Source organism: Roseibium alexandrii DFL-11 (assembly GCF_000158095.2).
Taxonomy (GTDB): domain Bacteria; phylum Pseudomonadota; class Alphaproteobacteria; order Rhizobiales; family Stappiaceae; genus Roseibium; species Roseibium alexandrii.
In genome coordinates this window covers 2,234,471-2,255,284 of the sequence record NZ_CM011002.1, presented here as the reverse complement: position 1 = coordinate 2,255,284, position 20,814 = coordinate 2,234,471, and the positions used below count along the sequence as shown (strand labels likewise).

17 protein-coding genes are annotated in these 20,814 nt (G+C 57.5%); 11 read left to right on the top strand and 6 right to left on the bottom strand.

The features are described 5' to 3' along the window. Nucleotides 1-379 precede the first annotated feature (379 nt). Together cysD and cysN are read left to right on the top strand one after the other, a co-directional pair. Nucleotides 380-1,300: a sulfate adenylyltransferase subunit CysD gene (cysD, locus tag SADFL11_RS10530; protein WP_008196644.1), complete on the top strand. Its 921-nt coding sequence runs from the start codon at nucleotides 380-382 to the stop codon at nucleotides 1,298-1,300. Further along, a complete protein-coding gene (gene cysN / locus SADFL11_RS10525) occupies nucleotides 1,300-3,234 on the top strand; it encodes a sulfate adenylyltransferase subunit CysN (protein ID WP_008190436.1) in 1,935 nt (644 codons plus the stop codon). The genes cysD and cysN overlap by 1 nt, the downstream gene beginning before the upstream one ends. Nucleotides 3,235-3,433: 199 nt before the next feature. Here the strand turns inward: cysN and SADFL11_RS10520 are convergent, their stop codons facing one another. Together SADFL11_RS10520 and SADFL11_RS10515 are read right to left on the bottom strand one after the other, a co-directional pair. Then, complete coding sequence (locus tag SADFL11_RS10520) at nucleotides 3,434-3,910, bottom strand: YbaK/EbsC family protein (protein WP_008189943.1); 477 nt, start codon at nucleotides 3,908-3,910, stop codon at nucleotides 3,434-3,436. Nucleotides 3,911-4,432: 522 nt separating this feature from the next. Beyond that, entirely contained in the window at nucleotides 4,433-5,599 is a 1,167-nt protein-coding gene (locus SADFL11_RS10515) for an NAD(P)/FAD-dependent oxidoreductase (RefSeq protein ID WP_008192539.1), read from the bottom strand. 74 nt (nucleotides 5,600-5,673) lie between these two features. On the opposite strand from SADFL11_RS10515, the gene mnmD reads away from it, so the two are divergent. Then, complete coding sequence (gene mnmD, locus SADFL11_RS10510) at nucleotides 5,674-6,438, top strand: tRNA (5-methylaminomethyl-2-thiouridine)(34)-methyltransferase MnmC2 (protein WP_008193887.1); 765 nt, start codon at nucleotides 5,674-5,676, stop codon at nucleotides 6,436-6,438. 6 nt (nucleotides 6,439-6,444) lie between these two features. Here mnmD and SADFL11_RS10505 read toward each other — a convergent pair whose 3' ends face one another. Then, nucleotides 6,445-9,513 carry an EAL domain-containing protein gene (locus tag SADFL11_RS10505; protein WP_050776068.1) on the bottom strand — a complete coding sequence of 1,023 codons (3,069 nt, stop codon included), beginning with the start codon at nucleotides 9,511-9,513 and terminating at the stop codon, nucleotides 6,445-6,447. Between the two features lie 370 nt (nucleotides 9,514-9,883). Here SADFL11_RS10505 and SADFL11_RS10500 point away from each other — a divergent pair, with 370 nt between their 5' ends. After that, entirely contained in the window at nucleotides 9,884-10,192 is a 309-nt protein-coding gene (locus tag SADFL11_RS10500) for an EthD family reductase (protein WP_040453119.1), read from the top strand. Nucleotides 10,193-10,198: 6 nt separating this feature from the next. Here the strand turns inward: SADFL11_RS10500 and SADFL11_RS10495 are convergent, their stop codons facing one another. Beyond that, nucleotides 10,199-11,155, bottom strand: coding sequence for a 2-hydroxyacid dehydrogenase (locus tag SADFL11_RS10495; RefSeq protein WP_040451709.1), 957 nt, complete (start codon nucleotides 11,153-11,155; stop codon nucleotides 10,199-10,201). A gap of 225 nt (nucleotides 11,156-11,380) precedes the next feature. Between SADFL11_RS10495 and SADFL11_RS10490 the strand changes: the two genes are divergently transcribed. From SADFL11_RS10490 to SADFL11_RS10480, 3 genes are all read left to right on the top strand, one after another. Beyond that, nucleotides 11,381-12,559 carry a sirohydrochlorin chelatase gene (locus SADFL11_RS10490; protein WP_008196342.1) on the top strand — a complete coding sequence of 393 codons (1,179 nt, stop codon included), beginning with the start codon at nucleotides 11,381-11,383 and terminating at the stop codon, nucleotides 12,557-12,559. A 283-nt stretch (nucleotides 12,560-12,842) separates the two neighbouring features. After that, nucleotides 12,843-14,495, top strand: a complete 1,653-nt coding sequence (gene ettA, locus SADFL11_RS10485) for an energy-dependent translational throttle protein EttA (RefSeq protein ID WP_040451710.1) — start codon at nucleotides 12,843-12,845, stop codon at nucleotides 14,493-14,495. Nucleotides 14,496-14,767: 272 nt separating this feature from the next. Next, a complete protein-coding gene (locus tag SADFL11_RS10480; protein WP_008190888.1) occupies nucleotides 14,768-15,910 on the top strand; it encodes a glycine cleavage T C-terminal barrel domain-containing protein in 1,143 nt (380 codons plus the stop codon). 97 nt (nucleotides 15,911-16,007) lie between these two features. On the opposite strand, the gene SADFL11_RS10475 is transcribed toward SADFL11_RS10480, so the two are convergent. After that, the gene (locus SADFL11_RS10475) at nucleotides 16,008-16,574 is read right to left on the bottom strand and encodes a hypothetical protein (protein ID WP_134852986.1); all 567 of its coding nucleotides are present in this window, start codon (nucleotides 16,572-16,574) and stop codon (nucleotides 16,008-16,010) included. A 130-nt stretch (nucleotides 16,575-16,704) separates the two neighbouring features. Here SADFL11_RS10475 and SADFL11_RS10470 point away from each other — a divergent pair, with 130 nt between their 5' ends. From SADFL11_RS10470 to SADFL11_RS10455, 4 genes are all read left to right on the top strand, one after another. Then, nucleotides 16,705-17,355 carry a DUF6338 family protein gene (locus SADFL11_RS10470; protein ID WP_008192681.1) on the top strand — a complete coding sequence of 217 codons (651 nt, stop codon included), beginning with the start codon at nucleotides 16,705-16,707 and terminating at the stop codon, nucleotides 17,353-17,355. Nucleotides 17,356-17,358: 3 nt separating this feature from the next. Continuing rightward, complete coding sequence (locus tag SADFL11_RS10465) at nucleotides 17,359-17,574, top strand: hypothetical protein (protein ID WP_134852985.1); 216 nt, start codon at nucleotides 17,359-17,361, stop codon at nucleotides 17,572-17,574. 224 nt (nucleotides 17,575-17,798) lie between these two features. After that, entirely contained in the window at nucleotides 17,799-18,602 is an 804-nt protein-coding gene (locus SADFL11_RS10460; RefSeq protein WP_008194393.1) for a hypothetical protein, read from the top strand. 152 nt (nucleotides 18,603-18,754) lie between these two features. Beyond that, nucleotides 18,755-19,951 (top strand): alpha/beta hydrolase family protein, encoded by a 1,197-nt coding sequence (locus SADFL11_RS10455; protein WP_008192667.1) that lies wholly within the window; start codon nucleotides 18,755-18,757, stop codon nucleotides 19,949-19,951. Nucleotides 19,952-19,992: 41 nt separating this feature from the next. Here SADFL11_RS10455 and SADFL11_RS10450 read toward each other — a convergent pair whose 3' ends face one another. Beyond that, nucleotides 19,993-20,787: a substrate-binding periplasmic protein gene (locus SADFL11_RS10450; protein WP_008191067.1), complete on the bottom strand. Its 795-nt coding sequence runs from the start codon at nucleotides 20,785-20,787 to the stop codon at nucleotides 19,993-19,995. Between the last annotated feature and the right edge of the window lie 27 nt (nucleotides 20,788-20,814).

Sequence of the window (20,814 nt, the reverse complement as noted above, 5' to 3'; positions counted from 1 at the left end):
ACTATTAATGAATGCTTTCCAATCGGTGAATCAGCCGACTGCCGCTAAGAGGTTTGCACTGAAGCCGCTGAAGTCTCCTGAAACCTAACCGCTGAAAAAAGAGACAGATTTTATTATTGGCCGGAATCGTGGAATGCCATTCCTTGAATTGATTACCCCCCATTCTCTATCTCTAACGGATCACAAACGGGCATGAATTGATGAGTTTCAATGAGTTGCCTGACAAGGCTTGCAAGGCTGAGCACTTCAGAAATGGAGAATTGATCCACTCCATTTCGCGTGTCGGCCAGTTAATGGCATTTCCGGATAATCGTCTGGTTTGAACCATCAGACAGAGTCACGGTAAACCGGTTTTGGGAAAACAACGGTTATGAACATTATGTCGGCAGACCTGACGCCAGAACGCCTGAGCAATTTGCGGCGGTTGGAAGCGGAAAGCATCCATATCATCCGCGAGGTGGCGGCTGAGTTTTCAAACCCGGTGATGCTCTATTCCATCGGCAAAGACAGTGGCGTCATGCTGCACCTGGCGATGAAGGCGTTTTATCCTTCAAAACCGCCGTTTCCGCTGCTTCACGTGGACACCACCTGGAAGTTCCGCGACATGATCACCTTCCGGGACGAGACGGCGAAGCAGCTGGGGCTCGAGCTTCTGGTGCACACGAACCAGGAAGGCGTGGAGAAGGGCATCAACCCGTTCGACCACGGCTCGTCGGTGCACACGCACATCATGAAGACCGAGGCGCTCAAACAGGCGCTTAACAAATATGGCTTTGATGCGGCCTTCGGCGGTGCGCGGCGCGATGAGGAAAAGTCCCGTGCCAAGGAACGGGTGTTCTCGTTCCGCAATTCTTCTCACGGCTGGGACCCGAAGAACCAGCGGCCCGAGCTGTGGAACTTGTACAACGCCCGGGTCGCCAAGGGCGAGAGCATCCGCGCCTTTCCGCTCTCCAACTGGACCGAGCTCGACATCTGGCAATACATCCTGACGGAAAACATCCCGATGGTGCCGCTCTACCTTGCCGCCAAGCGCCCGGTGGTGGAGCGCGACGGCATGCTGATCATGGTTGACGATGAGCGGATGACCTTGCAGCCCGGCGAGGTTGTCGAGGAAAAGATGATCCGCTTCCGCACGCTCGGCTGTTACCCGCTGACCGGTGCGATTGAATCAGACGCCACGACCTTGCCCGGCATCGTCAAGGAAATGTTGATTGCCCGCACGTCCGAGCGCCAGGGCCGCCTGATCGACAAGGACGAAAGCGCCTCGATGGAAAAGAAAAAGCGTGAGGGGTATTTCTGATGAGCGTTCTTGAAGACACCCTGACGAGTTCCGAAGCTGTTGCCGCCTATGTGGCTGCCCAGGAGCAAAAGGACCAGCTGCGGTTCCTGACCTGCGGCTCGGTGGATGACGGCAAGTCGACGCTTATCGGCCGGCTGCTCTATGACACCAAGCTGATCTTCGAGGACCAGTTGGCGGCTCTTGAGCGGGACAGCAAGAAACACGGCACGGTCGGCGAAGACATTGATCTGGCGCTTCTGGTCGACGGGCTGGAAGCAGAGCGCGAGCAGGGCATCACCATTGATGTGGCCTACCGCTTCTTTGCCACCGACAAGCGCAAGTTCATCGTGGCGGACACACCGGGCCATGAGCAATACACCCGGAACATGGCAACCGGCGCCTCGACTGCCGATCTTGCCGTGCTTCTCGTCGATGCCCGCCATGGCCTGCAGGTCCAGACCCGCCGCCATGCCTTCATTGCCTCGCTGCTCGGCATCCGCCATGTGGTGTTGGCGGTGAACAAGATCGATCTCGTCGATTACTCCCAAGAGCGTTTTGACGAAATCCGGAAGGATTTTGAGACCTTCGCCAGCGGCTTTGACTTTGAAAGCCTGGTGGCAATCCCGATGTCGGCCCGCTTTGGCGACAATGTCACCGCCAAGGGCGGGAACATGGACTGGTTCACCGGTCCAACGCTTCTGGAACATCTGGAAACGGTCGAGGTGGGCGAGCACGAACTGGACGCCCCGTTCCGTTTCCCCGTGCAATGGGTGAACCGGCCGAACCTCGACTTCCGCGGCTATTCGGGAACAATCGCCAGCGGCCGGGTGGCCGTCGGGGACGAAATCGTCGTGGCAGGCCCCGCCAAAACCAGCCGGGTCAAGCAGATCATCGCGCCGACCGGCGAGGTGGAAGAAGCGCGCGCGGGCGAAGCCGTCACGCTGACCCTTCAGGACGAGATCGACATCTCGCGCGGGGATCTGCTCAGCACACCGTCAGCCCGTCCCGATGTCGCGGACCAGATGGCCGCGCACCTCATCTGGATGTCGGATGAGCCGCTTCTGCCGGGCCGGTCTTACATGCTCAAGATCGGCGCCAAGACGGTCAATGCGACTGTCACGGATATCAAGCACAAGATCAACGTCAATACGTTCGAGCATATGGCCGGCAAGACGCTGGATCTGAATGAGATCGCGTTCTGCAACTTGAGCTTATCTTCAGATGTTGCCTTTGATCCCTATGAGGCCAACCGGACGACCGGGTCATTCATCCTGATCGACCGGATGACCAATCAGACGGTTGGGGCGGGTATGGTGTGGTTTGCACTGCGCCGCGCGACGAACATCCATTGGCAAGCTCTGGATATTGACCGCAAGGCGCGGGCCGACAAGATGGGCCAGCAACCGGCGGTGTTGTGGTTCACCGGGCTGTCAGGGTCCGGCAAGTCGACCATTGCTTCGCTGGTCGAAAAGCGTCTGCACGCGGAAGGCCGGCACACCTATACGCTTGACGGCGACAACGTGCGCCACGGGCTAAACCGGGATCTCGGCTTTACCGACGCCGACCGGGTGGAGAACATCCGCCGGGTGGGCGAGGTCGCCACACTGATGTCCGATGCCGGGCTGATCACGTTGGTCTCCTTCATCTCGCCGTTCCGCTCCGAGCGGCAGATGGCACGGGACCTGATGGGCGAGGGCGAGTTCATCGAGGTGTTTGTCGACACGCCGATCGAGGAGTGCAAGAAGCGCGATCCAAAGGGCCTTTATGCCAAGGCGGAAGCAGGTGAGATCAAGAACTTCACTGGCATCGACAGTCCTTATGAGGCCCCGGAAAACCCGGAGATCCGCATCCACAATGTCGGCCGGCCGCCGGAAGAGGTGGCGGATGAGATCGTTGCGTATCTGAGGGCGCGCGGGTTCCTGAGTGTTCTAGGCATGGATGGTGACGGGATCTGATTTCCCGGTATTGAAGTCATGTGCGTCAGGGCAAAAGACCGGTCCGGGATCAAGTCCGGGGCAGCGCTCAGAATTATGGCGCTCTCTTGCATGTTCAGAATTCAACTTCGCCGTCCCGGACTTGATCCGGGACCGATCTCCCCACAGTAAATAACTCCGCAGTCCCGGCCACCGAGCCGGGACCGGCATCTCAAAAAAATCAGCCGGTAGCCAGCGGCGGTTGGAGAACATCCACCCACTCGGCGCTCGTGATCTCCGCCATCCGGTCCGGCGCGATGCGGACAGCTGCATTGGTCGCGCCTGCGGCCGGAATGACAACATCATAGGCCTTCAGCGAGACATCGCAGTACACTTTGAGCGGTGAGGGCAGGCCGAACGGGCAGACGCCACCGACCGGATGGCTTGTGATCTCGACCACTTCCCCGGCGCTGAGCATCTTTGCCTTGCCGCCGAAGGCCGCCTTGGCCTTTTTGTTGTCGAGCCGCGCATCGCCGCGGGCAACCAGCAAAAACACCTCATCCTTGACCCTGAACGAGAGCGTTTTGGCGATCTGACCCGGTTCGACGCCATGCGCAGCCGCCGCCAGATCAACTGTCGCGCTGCTGTCCTCCGTGACCAGAACCTCAAGATCCGGGGCGGCCTTGGCCAGATGAGCACGGACAGATTCAAGCGACATGCGCAGCCTTTCTCAAGAAGATGCGAAAATACAAACGAAGATCAAAACTTTCCAATGTTGACATCAGTCCTACATTGTCTGTGTGTAAAGCTTTCAATCTTGTGGAGATTGTAAACAAAACGTTCACTATGTTTCCATAATTTGGACAGTGTCCTGTGGGAAGAAGGTTATCGTGACTGGTGGTTGTTATCCCGTGGCTATTAAGTGCCGGATGACTCTGAACAAATAGGATAAGCAAATGGCAAAAGCTATGCCTGCTGCAACTGAAGAGCGTAGCCGCCGACAAGGTCCAGGCGCCGCACGCGGGCCTAATCCAGCCAGCGCGCCGGACGGCCTCGGCTTCCTTATTGTCAAGAACGGTCTCTTTTGGGGCTCGATCGCCCTCTCTGGTGCCGTTCTTTACGGCACAGCCTCGATTTTTTTCTAACCGCAGCGCTGGACGGCGGCATCGCTAAATACTTTTGGACAGACCACGGTCTGCTGTGCGGCGTATCGCCAGTGTAATTCCGGTTTTCTGAGCTTTTATCGGCGGACGGTCCGGTCCGCATCCAGTCGGTTCAACCCAAAATGATGATCTGGGCGGAACGTTTCCGGCAATGGGATGCGTGGCGAGCCCCCGGAAATCTCGGCAATCATCGCTTTGGCGATCAAGTGCGCTATTCCATAGGAAATCTTGAAGCCGCCTGTGGCCGCAAAAGTCCGCTCCAGGCCGGGCAGGGCGCCCACCAACGGGTCGCGCTTGTTGCATCTTGGCCGGATCCCGGCCCATTCGGTTAGAACCTTGCGCCCGTTCAAGGACGGACAGAAGGCAGTGGCTCGCCGGATCAAATCTGTGGAGCGGTCCTGGTCGACCTCCGTATCCTGCGCAGTCCGGTCTGACGTGCTGCCAATCGCAACGGTGCCATCGTCATGCGGCACCACATAGAGCCCGTCGCAATAGATGGCTGGCCGGTTTTCCAGGCCGCGACCGTCCATCAAAAGGGCCTGTCCCTTTTCTCCCCGGCCGATTGCCTCACCTGTGAGGGTTTCGATGAGATCAAAAGCACCATGCCCTCCCGCAATGACTAAACTCCTAGCATTTAGCGTCTGCCCGTCGCTCAGATGAACCGCATCCTTTGCCTCATCGAACCCGGCGACGCCTGTTTCTTCCAATAAGAGACCATGTGTTGCCACGAAGCTGGCCAATGCTTTTAAGTAAAGTCGTGGAGCAACCCGGGCCGCCAGTGTCTCAAAGACAATGCCGTAAGGGGCTGCGTCTGCACTCAGCCAATCCGACCGGCTGCCCTGCGGTTCAACAACATAGGAAAAACCGGTGTCTTCCGGATGCCAGCGCTGCTTGCTCTCCTCGGCGCGCTCCAGATGGTGGTCCAGTTTGTCCTGTGTGGTCAGTGGCAGGATCCGCCCCAGGCGCTTGTAGCCGCAGGTGACGCCAGAGAGCTGTTCCAGTTCTGTGATATGGCCGGAAAGGCTTGAGAGCGCCTGAAACTGGAACTCTTTCTTCGGGTTCCAGCGGGCTGGCATGTGCGGCATCAATGCGCCAAGCAATCCGCCGCTGGCCCCCGCGCCAACATGACGGGTTTCCACGACAGCAACCTTCAAGCCAGCCTTGAGCCCTGCATAGGCAATCGACAGGCCGAAAATACCGGCACCTGCAATAACCAGGTCATATCGCTCTGAAGTGCTTGCCACGTTGGTCCCCGCGCTTGATCGGCTCTCTGGGCTCCCTTATGAGGAGCTGAGAATTAGGGGCTTGGTTTAGTGGCGTGACGGACGAAGAGCAAAGAAAAACCGCTGCGGCGTTTGGCCCGCCGGAACTTGAGTGGCTGGACGGGGACGTGCCGCGCGCCGAAGGGTTCGGAGATACCTATTTCTCAAAAGCCGGCGGGCTTGACGAAACCCGGCATGTGTTCTTGTCCGGCAATGGCCTGCCTGAGCGTTTTGAGGGGCGCGAGATCTTCACCATTGCCGAGTTCGGCTTTGGCACCGGTCTTAACTTTCTTGCGGCGGTTCAAGCACTGGAGAGTGTCGCAAATCCGCCGGAGCTGACGTTCATCTCGTTTGAACTCCATCCCATGACCAGCGCACAACTCCGAAGGGCGCTGGCCGCGTTCCCAGAGTTGACTGATTGGGCAGAAAAACTGACGGCGATTTGGTCTCCGCAGCCAGGCTGGAACATCCTGCAACTCGGGCGGGTGAGGTTGGTGCTCGGCGTGGGGGATGCCCGCGTGTTGATCGCGGAGCTTCAAAACGTGCCCCAAGTGTTAGAACAAGCGGGCTTCGATGCCTTGCAAGTAGATGCTTGGTTTTTGGATGGGTTCAGTCCGGCAAAAAACCCGGAGCTTTGGGACGGAACGCTTCTTGGGGCTGCGGCAAACCTCACCGCCTCAGATGGGACCCTCGCGACCTACACATCTGCAGGATGGGTGCGCCGGAACCTGCAAGCAGCGGGGTTCGACATTGGAAAGGTCAAAGGTTACGCCGGTAAGCGCGAAATGGTGATCGGCCAGAAGGCGGCATTGCGCACCTGAATCCGATTAACTGCCGGTGAGCGCCCGCGGCATGGCTGACTGGGTCAACCGGTGCTCGATCCAATTGCTGTGCCAATCCAAAACGTCGTCTGCGGGCATTGGACGCGCAAAAGCATACCCTTGTGCATACCGGCAGCCGTAGGTGTGCAACAATTCTGCATGTGCAGGCGTCTCGACGCCCTCTGCCAAAACGTCGATGTTGTACACCCGGCCCAGGGAAATAATGAGTTTGAGCAATTCCTGGTCCTGGGCATTGTTCAGGCTGTCATGCACAAAGCCCTGATCGATCTTCAAGGTATCAATTGGCAACTGTTTCAGGTAGGCGAGCGACGAGTAGCCGGTCCCAAAATCGTCCAGTGCAAAGCGGACTGACGAGAGGCGGCAATTCCGGATGATCTTCGAAACACGCTCAATGTCACTGAGGGCATCAGTTTCCAAAATTTCGATTTCGAGCTGACACGGTTCGGCAGCCGGATGCTTCTGAAGATGTTTGTTCAGTGTTTCTTCGAAATCGCTCGAGGTGAGCTGGAGGGCGCTCACATTGACACTGACGGTCGTGTCGAGGCCGACTTCATTCCACCGCTCAATCTGTTCAAGGGCATTGTCCAACACCCAGTTGCCAAGCTCGATGGCCACATCAGGGTGCCGTTCGATTGGCGGCAGGAACGCGCCTGGCATCAAAAGACCCTTCTCGGGATGTTGCCAGCGTATCAGCGCTTCGTAGCCAATGACTTCTTTCGTGGCGAGCCGGATTTTTGGTTGATAGTGCAGGCGGAAAGCATCTGTTTTTAGGGCCTTTTTGGCATCCGCTACCTGAGCATAATACTCGGTGAGCCTGCGGTCCTGTTCCGGGTCGAAGAACTTATACTGGTTCCTGCCGGAGATTTTCGCCTCATACATTGCCTGATCGGCTTGCCGCTCCAGTTGGTCGCCATCAATCTCTTCCGTTTGCGGGTAGAAGGTGACGCCGATGCTGGCGGAAACGGATGCTGTTGCCGCGCCGAGCTTGAACTCCTTGGACGCAGCATCAAGGATCCGGTTCAGCGTGCTGACGCAGCTCTTCTCATCCGGCAGATCGGTGATGATGGCAACAAATTCATCGCCCCCGATGCGCGCCAGCGTATCCTCCGTCCGCAGCACTTTGGTGAGACGGTGTGCGACCGAGACCAGCAACTCGTCGCCGGCAGCGTGGCCATAGGTGTCGTTGACGGCCTTGAAGCCGTCGAGATCAATGAAGGCGATGGCAAGGGTATGCCCATGCCGGCGCGCACGCGCCATAGCCTGTTGCATATTGTCTGCCAGAAGGACGCGGTTTGGGAGGCCGGTCAAGCGATCATAGCGCGCTAGGTGTTCCAACTGGCGTTCGTGGGCCTTCATTTTCGTAATGTCGACGAACAGGCCGATGTAATTGGTGGTGTTGCCGCTTTCATCTTCAATTGCGCTGATGGTCAGGCGTTCTGCGAAGACGTCGCCGTCTTTCCGTTTGTTCCAGATCTCGCCCTGCCAAACGCCGTCTTTCCGGAGCTTGGACCACATCGTCTGATAGAAGTCCGCGTCATGCTTGCCAGAACTGAGAATGCTCGGGTTGTTGCCCAGGATTTCGTCCCGTTCATAGCCGGTAATGTCAGTAAAGGCCTCGTTGATGTCGACAATCGCGCCATTAATGTCGGTGATGATGATGCCTTCATCTGAGTGCGTGAAGACGTTCGCCGCCAGCTTCAGGGCATTCTCGGCCTTCTTTTGCTCGGTGATGTTTTGCGCAACGGCATAGATCAGCTGCCGGTCGACATCTGACCGCGCGGACCAACGCAGGTATTTGGCGGCACCGCACGCACAGACATATCTGTTTTCAAACCCGTCAATGCCGTCTCCCACCAGAAGTGCTGTAAACGCGGCTTCGGTCATCGCCCGGTCCTCGGGATGCACAAATTCGATAAAGGGGCGTTCAGCGACTTCCTTTAGCTCGTAACCCAGAAAGTCTTCCCAGGAATCATTGAGGCGCAGTATTCGGCCTTTGAAATCCACGATCAGATTGAGGGACTGTGACTGGTTGAAGAACGTCTCTAAGTCCCGTTGGCTGCGTTTGCGCTCTTCGACCTCTTCTGACAGTTCGCGCGTCCGGTTGCGGACCCTGGTTTCAAGAGTTTCGTTCAGATTGATGAGCTGGAGTTTTGAAAGGCGAAGCCGATTGTTGAAACTGCTTAAGGTGAAATAGCGCCACACAAGGAAAACAACGGTCAGTGTCGCCAGAATGGCCAGCATTCCGCCGAATACCCGCTTCGTTGTCCAAAAGGGATCAGGCGCGCCGTACCACCGTTTGTAGATATTTTTGTAGTCAGGCGAATTCACAAAGGATGCGACTGCAGCACTGAACAAGACATGCAGATCAGAGCGGTCGTTTCGAAAGCGCAGCCCGCGTGGTATCTCTTTCAACGCCGTCCCGGTGATGCGGATTTGGTCTTCGACGCCGATGTTCCGCGCAAGGGCTTGAAACACTGTGTCGGGGTAGACAACGGCATCCACAGCGCCGGAGAGAAGGCCCAGGAGAGCTTTCTCACCGGTCGGGTAGATCTCAAGCTCTACGTCTCTGCGGTCGCGCAGAAGAAACAATCCAACATTCCGCTCCACCACGCCAACCTTCTTCTGGTGCAATGCACTGATCAGGGTTGGAACAACATCCCCCTCCCGGATAAAGGCCACGATCCGGAAGGTTTCGACGGGAGGGGTGAACAGGTTGTTGGACTTGCGCTCGGACACAATGCCACTGTTCGGGATGAGATCAGCTTCGCCCGCTTCGAGCAGTTGGATGGCTTCGACGAAGTTTGGAGCAACCTTGTATCTGACCGTCAAGTTCAGTTCTTTGGCGAGATGGTTCAAAACGTCGATTGCAAATCCGGTTGGATTGCCATCCTCGTCCAGGCTGTATTGCGGCGGCCAATTGGCCGGGACGACTGCAATAATTTCGGTGCCTGCCGTTTGCGCGCCGAGATGGCCTTTGCCCGGAGGCGCGGCATCCGTAACGGTTGAAAACACCAGAGCGCCGGCAAAAGCCAAAAGAAGGAACAGCACTCTCATACGTTCGATTGCCCCACCGTTACACACGTCGCCCGAAGGCCGCCGCCAGAAAGATTTGGCTGGCGTTCTGTCACATGGGACAACATGTTTGAAGCAAACAAATGATCCATGTCCCGACTTCTGCAAAGGCTATATTTGAACAAGTGAATATTCGGATAAAATACTCACATATATGTAGAAATACGATCAAAACACTTTGTTGAATTGCTTTGATAAATCCGTATTTTTGTCAGTATCTAGGATTGTCCGCTGCCGGTGCGGCCGGTAAGCTTGCTCACGGATTGTCCTTTGCCGTTCTGAACACTCCAAAGTTTGGCAGGTGTCACTGCCGATGACAGTTCTGAACGGCACGGCGGCCAGGGAGGATTTTATGGCATTTTCACTGCAGGTTCTTTATCCGGTCCGCCCGGATACGACATTCGATTATGGGTATTATGCGGAAAAGCATATGGCGCTTGTGGCCGAGCACATGGGGCCGCATGCCAGCCAGGTTCAGGCCACAAAAGGCATGGCAGGCGGACCGGATGCACCGCCGGAATTTTATGCGGTCGCGACCATGGTGTTTGAGACCAAAGGCCAACTGGAGGCCGCACTCGCAGCGGCAGGGCCGGTGACGGCAGACATCCCGAATTACACGAACACCCGGCCGCAATTGCTGATCGGTGAAGTGATCGGATAGGCCGGGTTACGCACCCATTTCCGGAACCGGGGTGATTGCCGCCCCGGTTTCGAACCAGCTCCTGATGTTGTTGGCCACCAGCATCGCCATTGCATTGCGGGTGGCCTGACTGGCCGAACCGACATGCGGAAGCACGGTGACTTTCGGCAGTGCCAGCAAGGCTTCCGGCACGTTCGGTTCGTCTTCAAAGACATCGAGCCCGGCGCCGTAAATCGTACCGTCTTCCAGCGCTTTTATCAGGGCCGCCTCGTCAATCACCGACCCGCGGCCGACATTGATCACGACCCCGTCCGGACCAAGGGCTTCAAGGACCCCGGCATTGACCGCGTGATGGGTCGACGGGCCACCCGGCGCGACCACCATCAACGTGTCGCAGGCCTCTGCAAGACCGGTCAGAGTTGCGTGGTACGGATAAGTGACGCCGTTCTGTTTTGTGCGCCCGTGATAGTGGACGTCCAGTCCGAAGGCTTCCGCGCGTTTTGCGATTGCCTTGCCGATCCGTCCGAGCCCGAAGATGCCGAGCGTGCGGCCGCGCAGCGTCGCTGCGGTGGTCGGATAAGGCTTTTTCGCCGCCCAATGCCCATCGCGGACCCACTGTTCGGCCTGGCCGAGTTCGCGGATCGCCATGATCATCAGGCCGATCGCCGTATCCGCGACCTCTTCATTCAAGACATCGGGCGTGTGCGTGACCATGACCTTGGCAGCAAGGCACGCTGGCACATTGATGTGGTCATAGCCAACGCCAAACCCGGCAACAATTTCAAGGTTCGGCAGCTGATCCAAAAGTGCCTGATTGAAAGGCCCGAACCCGAGTGCAACCCCGCGCACTTTTGGACCAACCTCGGCGAGCAACGCCTGCCGGTCCTCCGCCTCGTGCAGCTTGTGCACGGTAAAGCGCTTTGCGAGCTCCTCTTCCGCGATCGGCAACAGGCGGTAAGGCATCAGGATGTCGGGCTTGGTCATGATGGAATCCGGAATAGGGAAGGGAGCATTGAGCAAACTTGTTAGAAGAATTCTTCTCCGCCGTCGAGCCCGGTTGAGGCCGGTTGCCGCACTGCGGCCTTCGTTTTTTGGCCGGGAAACTTCGGCATCAGGACACAGCTTTGGGCAAATTGCCGCCAAACCATTTTCTGCATTCACCCGGCCGGGTTTAGGCGCTATCTACAGCGCAACAAGGAGAGGCCGCACATGTCAAAGACGGGCATCATGATTTGCGGGCACGGCAGCCGCGCCAAAATTGCCGAAGAAGAATTCGCACTCCTCGCCAAGGGTTTGCGGGACCGCTATCCGGAGACGCCGGTGGAATACGGCTTTCTGGAATATTCTGCGCCGAACATTCACATGGGGCTCGATTCCCTGCGCGATCAGGGCGTGAAACATATTCTGGCGGTGCCCGGCATGCTGTTTGCCGCCACCCACGCCAAGAACGACATCCCGTCCGTTCTCACCACCTATCAGGAAAAGAACCCGGGCCTCACTGTCAGCTATGGCCGCGAGTTGGGTTTGCACACGCAGATGATCGCCGCCTTCGAGGCAAGGATCCTTGAGGCGTTGGGCCTTACCCATGTTCATGACGGCGATCTCTACGACACCATGCTGGTGGTTGTCGGCCGCGGCACATCTGACACGCTGGCCAATGCGGAAGCGGCGCGTCTGACCCGGATCGTCACTGAAAACCTCGGCTTCGGCTGGTCGGAAACTGTCTATTCCGGCGTGACTTTCCCGTCGGTCGGACGCGGGCTCGAGATGGCCCTGAAGCTGGGCTACAAAAAGATTGTTGTCGCCCCGTATTTCCTGTTCTCCGGCCGTCTGATCGACCGGATCTACAACTACGTCGACCGGGTCGCGGAAGACCAGCCGGACGTGACCTTCTACAAGGCGCATTACCTTGCTGATCAGGCGCATGTGATCGACACCTTCGTGGAACGGATCACGGAAGCCGCCGACGGCTCCCTCGTTGAGACCACCGACCTGATGGCCTCCTTCAAGGAACGGCTTGCCCGCGGCGAGGTCGATGTGCATCACCACCATGCTGAATACCGCGATCCGCAGGATGATGAGGCTGGCGGCAGCGATCACGATCACGTGCATGCCCACGACCACGACCATAGCCACGGGCATGGCCATCACCACCATCACGGACACGGGCATGATCACAGCCATGGCCACAGCCACGGCGTCTACAAGCACATTGCCCACCCGAACGGCCCGCGCACCATGATCGATCAGGGCGTCTGCTGCTGCTTCATGGGCCAATTCCCGCAAGAGGTGATCGACGAGGAACGCGAGCTGCGCAAAGGCCTCGGGATCGACCCGATCGTCCCCGAAAAGCTTCCTGCCTGCGCTCCAAAACGTAAAACCGCATAAGCACGGGGCGTTTCTTAATTTCCAGGTGTATCCCCGGACTTGATCCGGGGATACACGCCGTTCCGTTTCCACCCGGTCAGGCGTGCCTTACGCTCAGGTCGCGGCATGGATAGCTGGGTCAGGCCCGGCAGTGACAGAGAAGCGGGTGCGGCTTTTGAGGATCAACGGGCTTGTTAGGCCGGGATGCATTCCCCCATTGCCCCATCGGCCAAATTCCCGTAAAACGGCGCCAGTTTTTACAAAAAGAATCCCGACATTCCAACCTGCGGAGACGACGAGCCCCATGGCGCGCCAGTTCATCTATCACATGCACGGACTGTCCAAGTCCTACACCGGGGGCAAGAAGGTCCTCGACAACGTTCACCTGTCTTTCTACCCGGACGCCAAGATCGGTATTCTGGGACCCAACGGCGCTGGTAAATCGACGCTCTTGAAGATCATGGCCGGTCTGGACAAGGAGTTCCAGGGCGAAGCCTGGGCGGCCGAGGGCGCCAAGGTCGGGTATCTGCCGCAGGAACCGCAGCTCGACGAGACTAAGACGGTCATGGAAAACGTCATGGAAGGCGTTGCCCACAAGCAGGCCAAGCTCGACCGCTACAACGAGCTGATGATGAACTACTCGGACGAGACGGCCGAGGAAGGTGCGCAGCTTCAGGACGAGATCGACGCAGCTGATCTGTGGAACCTGGAAAGCCAAGTGGAAATGGCCATGGAAGCGCTGCGGTGCCCGCCCGGCGACAGCCCGGTCGACAACCTGTCCGGCGGTGAACGCCGCCGTGTGGCGCTTTGCAAATTGCTGCTTTCCGAGCCGGATCTTCTGCTGCTTGATGAGCCGACCAACCACCTGGACGCTGAAACAGTGCATTGGCTGGAACGCCACCTGCGCGAGTTCAAGGGCTCCGTGCTGATCATCACCCACGATCGCTACTTCCTGGACAACGTCACCGGCTGGATTCTGGAGCTCGACCGCGGTCAGGGCATCCCGTATGAGGGCAACTACTCGGTCTATCTGGAAAAGAAATCCAAGCGGATGGAGCAGGAAGGCCGCGAAGACATGGCGCGTAACCGTGCCATCGCCCGCGAACGCGAATGGATGGGCATGAGCCCGAAAGGCCGCCAGACCAAGTCGAAAGCGCGTATCAAGGCGTTTGATGATCTTCTGTCCGCCCAGGAAGAGCGCCAGCCGTCCATTGAACAGATCCTGATCCCGGTTGGCGAGCGCCTCGGCGCGAATGTCATCGAGGTCAAAGGCGTCTCCAAGGGTTTTGAAGACCGCTTGTTGATCGATGATTTGTCCTTCAAACTGCCGCGCGGCGGCATTGTTGGTGTCATCGGTCCGAACGGTGCGGGTAAATCAACGCTCTTCAAGATGCTGACAGGGCAGGAAAAGCCGGACAGCGGCGAAGTGATCACGGGTGACAGCGTCCGGCTTGGCTATGTCGACCAGTCGCGGGACGCGCTCAACCCGGACAACAACGTTTGGGAAGAGATCTCCGGCGGTGCGGAAGTCATCTATCTGGATGACAAGGAGATCAACTCCCGCGCCTACTGCTCGTCCTTCAACTTCAAGGGCCCGGCTCAGCAGGCCAAGGTTGGCGATCTCTCAGGTGGTCAGCGCAACCGTGTGCATCTGGCGAAGGTCCTGAAACAGGGCGCCAACGTTCTGCTGCTCGATGAGCCGACCAACGATCTCGACACCGAGACATTGGCGGCCCTCGAAGACGCGCTGGAAAACTACGCCGGCTGCGCCGTGGTGATCTCGCACGATCGTATGTTCCTCGACCGTCTGGCAACGCACATGCTCGCCTTTGAAGGCGACAGCCATGTGGAGTGGTTCGAAGGCAACTTCGAGGACTACGAGAAGGACAAGGTCCGCCGCCTCGGTGCCCACGCCGCCGACCCGCGCCGCATCAAGTACAAGCCGCTGACGCGGTAGGTTCTATCTTTGAGACGTTAGAAAAAGGCGGTCCTTCGGGCCGCCTTTTTTCATGTCTGCGGTTGATCCCCGGTATCGAAAAATGCGTAAGGGTTTTTACGATGTCGCACTTGAGACAGAGTGTGACCTCTGTGGAATTTCAGACCAGTAGTCTGGGGCTTACTTAAGGTTATGCAAGTCCGAAGTCTGACGCCCGAGAGTTCCGGGAGCAAGCCGTCGACAACGATCTGCCGAAGTTCAAAAAAATATCCTATAATGCCTGGGAGGCGCATATGACCGCAGCCGCTGAATTCGGTTTTGGAACACAGATCAGGAAGTCGCCCTATTTTGAGGCAACGGTTCGTTGGGGCGCCAAGGCTTTCTCCGTCTACAATCACATGTATATTCCGCGCGATTTTGGCGACCCGGAACAGAACTTCTGGAATCTGGTCCATGACGCTATTTTGTGCGACGTGGCCGTGGAGCGGCAGGTCGAGATCACCGGTCCGGATGCCGCAGCCTTTGTCCAGATGCTAACGCCGCGCAACTTGTCCAAAATGGCCGTTGGTCAGTGCAAATACATCCTGATTACAAATGCTGCTGGCGGGCTCATCAATGATCCGATCCTGCTGCGCCTCGGCGAGAACCATTTCTGGATCTCCATCTCCGACAGCGATGTCCTTTTGTGGGCGCAAGGGGTCGCAATTAACTCAGGGATGGACGTCACGATTGGAGAGCCTGACGTTTCGCCATTGCAGTTGCAGGGCCCGAAATCCGGAATGATTATGCAGGTGCTCTTCGGTCAAGAGATCATGGACCTGCGGTATTATTGGCATCGCGAAGTCGAGTTGGATGGGATTCCGCTGATTGTGTCCCGCACAGGCTGGTCCAGTGAGCTGGGCTACGAACTTTACCTGCGTGATGGCAGCCGTGGCGACGAGCTGTGGGAAAAAATCATGGCTGCCGGCGTGCCACTTGGCCTTCAACCGGGCCACACATCCTCGATCCGCCGAATTGAGGGCGGCATGCTGTCGTATCATGCCGATGCGGATATGCAGACAAATCCATTTGAATTGTGCATGGATCGCTTGGTGGACCTTTCGATGGACGCTGATTTCATTGGCAAAGCCGCCTTGCAACGGATCCGTGAGGCCGGTGTGTCACGCAAACAGGTAGGCCTTCTTATCGGCGGTGCACCCCTGCGCGGACCGAACACCACCTTCTGGACAGTCCGCAAGGACGGGGCTGCGATCGGTAAAGTTACGTCAGCGGTTTATTCTCCCCGTCTACAGCAGAACATTGCGCTCGCGATGGTTTCCGCCGACTGTGACGGTCTAGGCACAGAGCTCCAGGTCGACATACCCGAGGGCCAGGAAGTCGCGGTCATTGTCGAAAAGCCTTTCTACGATCCGCGCAAGATGATTGCCGCGGCCTGACGCTGAATTCAGACTGCAAGAGGTCGGCGCGCTGGCTGTGCGTCGGCTTTTCTTTGATATAAGGTCAAACAGTTTCAGGTGATCGCGCGCTGATAGTTTACTCCCATTCGCATTCCGGTGGCGCCATGTCCGCGCGCCATTTTGTTACGGGCACTGATCTGAAATTGGTGCGGAACGGATGGCTGTCCTTGAAGCCCTTGCCAGTCAAAAGATTGACGTCGCACTCGCCGGTCAAGACATCGCCATTCGCATCAACAGCCAGCGTGTCGTAAAAGGAATAAGTGTATCCGGCGACCACGTACTGGCCATCGCGGTGAACAACGGTGAGCGTCTGCTGCCACCGGTTCCGCCCAATGGCAATATTTTCGGAATGGACCCTCAGGGCGCCATTCTCTGCCGTTGACAAGGACGCGTCCGTGCCGCCGATCCCGGTCACCACAATTCCGCGGGCATATGCTTCCAGATTGAGATCCCAGCCGTCCCGGCTGAAGAGATACAGATCTGCATCTTCTTCGCCCTTCACCAGCACAGCCTTGTAGTAGTTGCCGTCTTGATACCCGCTGACCGCGGAAAGGATACTCGCAACGCTCACGCTTGGCGCGTCTGCAGAAGCCCTGATGACGAGGAGTAACGTTAAAAGGATAGCCGCTGATAGCTTGGCCATGGTGTTTCTCCGATTGAGGCTGCAGCAGTCTAATCTGCAAAACCCAAAAACGAAGCGTCGTTTTTCAGTGTCCATAAATCCTTAAAATTGTTATCGTCATTTCAAATCTTCCCTGGGTTGCGGGGTCGGCATGATTGACAGTTTCGAGGCGTTTTCCGTTCTGCTCCTGATCCTTCCGGGCATTCTGGGGTTTTTCGTCTACAATCAGGTGTCTGATTTCAAGGTGAAGGACACGTTGCCGTCGGTGTCCTGGGTGATCTTCTTTCTGCTGGCAACGCAGATCACATCCATCGGATTGTTCGGCCAGAGTTTCTTTCCCGATCTTGGCGCGGAAACACAATCCGGCGCACATCAGAAGATTACAGCTTATCTCGGCGACATCTCGGCAACGCCGCTGATCGTTGCCGCTGCTTACGGCATCCTGTTCGGGTTCTTGAAAAACTATTCCGTCAGCCACCGCATCCTCAAAACCTTGAAATTTTCAAAGCGGATCAGCAGCCGGCAGCCTTGGAATGAGGTGTTTCACGAAAGGCGGGGTATTTGGGTTGTGGTGCGCTTCAAGGACGGCACGGCGCTCTCCGGCTGGCCGCATTATTACGCCGACGACCAAGGCGGGGAGACACAGCAACTCTATTTGAAGCAAGCCGTCTGGTTTGTGCCGGTGGGCGAGAGCAAGACATTCGTCCCCTCAGCCGGCACGCAAGTTCAGCAAGTTCCGGCTGGTGAAGTTCTGTTGCCGGACATGTCGAATGTCGTCGCGATCGAGTTGGAGGAGGACTAGGCCATGGTGGATCGCAAGAAGCCGAAGGATGATCAAAAGAGGGGCGTGAACGCGCCATTTCCGGGTGGTGTTTTACCTGGGCTCGGTGGCGGGCATGGGCCGTCGCATGACGATGTGGCGCCCTTGAGTGTGAGTCAGGGAGATGCACCGAAGGGACCCAGAAAAGTGCCCGGCGGCGGGACGCCCTATACGCCGCCATCCGGACCATCGACCGAATAAGGCGTGAGAATTCTCTCTGCTGAGGACCGGCCAAGACGTAAGTAAGGAGCACGCTCTCCTGTGTCTCCTGCTGTGGGGAGCCTTTGGCCGACCTTACGAAATCTTCATCGCAGCGCCGTCTTTTCGGTGCAATTGGCGCAAAGAGTGTTCTCCATCACATGTACGCCAAAAGGCATTTGCCATTCTGCTGGCAGGAACCAAGGGTGTTTCGATAGGAGGGTTACATGAAATTTGCTTTGCCCATATCTGCCATGCTGGCGGGAAGTCTCTTTTGCGGTTTTGCGTTTGCCCAGCCCCAGACCGCAGCGCCTGTTCAAGGCGATCCGGCACCGCCACCAGCTTACGATTATGTCCAGCAAGCCGGCACCATGACCTTTGACGGGTCAACCCTGACCCTGAACGATGCGAGCACGGGCGTCCTGTTCTTTTCCGAGCGCCCGTACCGCCTCGGTGGCCAGGTCAGCAACGCTGATTTTTCTGAATACTGGAACGCTGGCAACACGTTTGCTGACGTGCCACCGAATGCGGTGGTCAGTGTCTTGAGCCAAACCGGCACGGCACCGGCGCTTGTTGAACTGACATCGGCGAAGACCGAAGGCTCAAGCGTTGTCTATGACGTGAAAGTGCTGCGCGGAGACTTGCCGGAAAGTGCAACCGGCGTGGCGCTCTTTATCGATCACGGACCGCGGCCGCATCACCATGGCGCAACCGCAGCGGCCCCCGGCGCTGCGCCTGGCAGCGTTGGTTTTGAGCCCTATGGCCCTTATTGCTATCACGCACCTCAAGATCCACGCTGCCGCGGCTGGCATCACCCGGTTCACCCCTACCATCCGTATTATCCGCCCTACGGTCCCTATTATCATCCGGGCGCAGCCTATGCGGCCGGTGTTGCAACAGGGGCTGCGATTGCGAATGCCAACAAGCAGCCGGCCTACTACTATTACCCGATCCCGACAGGCGCCTTGCCGCCCAATTGCTGGATCAACTCGCAGCACACACAAATGGTTTGCACCGTTCCGATCCAGTAACTCGGACTTTGTGACCTGACCAGATCGCCCCGCGGTAGATTCCGTGGGGCGTTCAATTTATGCGCTGCACAAATATATTGTGCACTGCCGTTGCGTAAGGGTCTTCGTCCTGTTAGCGTTCAATTACTGATTGAGCGCGTCAGGAGGATACAATGTTGAAGTCCGTCTGCCGGTCCAAATTCCCTGCACTGTCTTTGCCGATCTTTCTCGCTCTCGGTTCGGCGGCGTTTGTAACGCCGTTCATGAGTTCTACGGCAATTGCAGAACCGCTTCCCAAACTGACCCTGGCTGTGCAAGAGACGACAGTTTCGGGGCTGTCCAGCGGCGCATTCATGAGTGTGCAGCTGCAAACCGCTTTCTCCAGCAACATCTCCGGTGCAGGCATTGTCGCAGGCGGGCCTTATGGTTGCGCCGTAGTCCAGTCCTGGTGGAATGCGTTTGTCTATTATCGCGCGCTGAAGGCGGTCGGGGTCTGCATGGACAATGCCCCGTCAGCACCCGACCCGGCCGAGTCCCTGGACGTCATGCGGGAGAATTCCGGAAACATCGATCCGATTGCCGGCATTGCCGATGACCGTATTTATCTGTTTCACGGTGATGCCGATGAGACGGTGCATGGCCCGACGATGGACGCCTTGCGGCAAGTCTACGCGGATCTCAATGTGCCGGCAGAAAGCATTCGCTATGTCGATGATATCAATGCGGGGCATGGATTTCTGACAGCCGCCGACGCTGAAAACGCCTGTCCGGCCGACCCTGACGCCGCAAAGGCGGACATGACCTGCGGTGTGGTGGCCTGTTCCACGACCGCGCCCGACTACCTAAACAGCTGTGAAGCGCCCCAGGGAGCAACAGAGAAGATCGAGCAGGCGAGGGATATTCTCAACTGGCTATACGGTCCGCTCGCCCCGGCAACGGCACCCGTCAACGCCAACTTCAAGACATTCGATCAGAGGCTGTATACCAACGGCGCAGTGGGAATGGGGGACACCGGATTTGCCTATGTTCCAACAGCCTGCGCTGAAGGCGATCCCTGCCGCTTGCACATCGCGCTGCATGGCTGCGAGCAGACCAGCGGCCAGATTGGCGAGAAATACGCGCGGCTCACCCAGTTCAACCGCTGGGCCGAGAGCAACCGAATTGTTGTGCTTTATCCGCAGGCGGAGGTCATTCCGGGTGATTTTTTCAACGGGTTCGGTCTTGCGGGCGGCAACCCAAAAGGGTGTTGGGATTGGTGGGGCTACAGCAGTTCCGATTTCTTGACCAAGGACGCTCCCCAAATGGCCGCGATCGCCAACATGGCGGAGGCGCTTGGCGCGCCGATTGCAAAAAGCTCGCCGTTGAATTGAGGTTTGCGGAACAGTGGGGCTTTGGTCAGGCCGGGACAGTGCTATATTGTACCGTCAGTCCAGTTCATGATGATCTTCCGGATCGTGCCATCGGCAGTCATTTGTTTCAGGACACTGTCCATGTCGGCAATGAAGGTATCGCCGTCTTCCGCGCTCCAATGCTGGCTGTAGCCGATATGGGCGGTTTCCGTGTGGACTTCCCGGATCGGTTTGATCTTGTCGAAGTTGTTGGACTGGATGGAGAGTTCGACTGCCTCTTGTTGTTGCACATAACAATCGGCGCGGCCTATTTGCAAAAGACGCAAATTGGCATCGGTCGTCTGTTCTTCAATAAGCTGGATTTTGCCATTCAATACCATCTTAAAAAACTCCGCGCCCGGAGTTGAGAAACCGGCATTGTTGCTGAAGAGCAGCCCCGCATAATCCTTCGGGTATTCCCAGTGGTCCTGGGCTACGCCTTCCCGGCAATAAACATAAATCGTTTCTGTCGCCATGGGCGTTGAAAAATGGCGGATCCACGGCCTGCGGATTGGCTTGTGATAGGTGCCGATCAGGCCATTCACCTTGCCGCTTTGCACGAGGAACTTGGCCCGTGTCCAGGGCGCAGACGTCAGCTCGATCGTATAACCCGGCAGCCGTTTGTCGGCCTCTTTGATGATTTCCGCATAGATCCCGGCAGGCCCGGACTCTTCGGCCGTCATGAAGGGCGCATAGTCCGCGTCTTGAACGAGCGTGACGAGACGCACGTGTTCATCGGCATCAGCCAGCGCGGCGCCTGCGCACACCGCCGTGACAGCGGCACAAATCGTCAGAAGGCATTTCCGTACGGTTTTCATAGGTCTTTTGTGATCTGTGGAGCGCAC

What these genes read in the sequence shown, in the direction of transcription:
- SADFL11_RS10480 (WP_008190888.1), top strand. Translation starts at nt 14,768, where the DNA reads ATGACCGCAGCCGCTGAATTCGGTTTTGGAACACAGATCAGGAAGTCG.
- SADFL11_RS10460 (WP_008194393.1), top strand. Translation starts at nt 17,799, where the DNA reads ATGAAATTTGCTTTGCCCATATCTGCCATGCTGGCGGGAAGTCTCTTT.
- SADFL11_RS10490 (WP_008196342.1), top strand. Translation starts at nt 11,381, where the DNA reads ATGTCAAAGACGGGCATCATGATTTGCGGGCACGGCAGCCGCGCCAAA.
- SADFL11_RS10520 (WP_008189943.1), bottom strand. Translation starts at nt 3,910, where the DNA reads ATGTCGCTTGAATCTGTCCGTGCTCATCTGGCCAAGGCCGCCCCGGAT.
- SADFL11_RS10470 (WP_008192681.1), top strand. Translation starts at nt 16,705, where the DNA reads ATGATTGACAGTTTCGAGGCGTTTTCCGTTCTGCTCCTGATCCTTCCG.
- SADFL11_RS10450 (WP_008191067.1), bottom strand. Translation starts at nt 20,787, where the DNA reads ATGAAAACCGTACGGAAATGCCTTCTGACGATTTGTGCCGCTGTCACG.
- SADFL11_RS10500 (WP_040453119.1), top strand. Translation starts at nt 9,884, where the DNA reads ATGGCATTTTCACTGCAGGTTCTTTATCCGGTCCGCCCGGATACGACA.
- SADFL11_RS10505 (WP_050776068.1), bottom strand. Translation starts at nt 9,513, where the DNA reads ATGAGAGTGCTGTTCCTTCTTTTGGCTTTTGCCGGCGCTCTGGTGTTT.
- SADFL11_RS10465 (WP_134852985.1), top strand. Translation starts at nt 17,359, where the DNA reads ATGGTGGATCGCAAGAAGCCGAAGGATGATCAAAAGAGGGGCGTGAAC.
- cysD (WP_008196644.1), top strand. Translation starts at nt 380, where the DNA reads ATGTCGGCAGACCTGACGCCAGAACGCCTGAGCAATTTGCGGCGGTTG.
- SADFL11_RS10475 (WP_134852986.1), bottom strand. Translation starts at nt 16,574, where the DNA reads ATGGCCAAGCTATCAGCGGCTATCCTTTTAACGTTACTCCTCGTCATC.
- SADFL11_RS10495 (WP_040451709.1), bottom strand. Translation starts at nt 11,155, where the DNA reads ATGACCAAGCCCGACATCCTGATGCCTTACCGCCTGTTGCCGATCGCG.
- ettA (WP_040451710.1), top strand. Translation starts at nt 12,843, where the DNA reads ATGGCGCGCCAGTTCATCTATCACATGCACGGACTGTCCAAGTCCTAC.
- SADFL11_RS10455 (WP_008192667.1), top strand. Translation starts at nt 18,755, where the DNA reads ATGTTGAAGTCCGTCTGCCGGTCCAAATTCCCTGCACTGTCTTTGCCG.
- cysN (WP_008190436.1), top strand. Translation starts at nt 1,300, where the DNA reads ATGAGCGTTCTTGAAGACACCCTGACGAGTTCCGAAGCTGTTGCCGCC.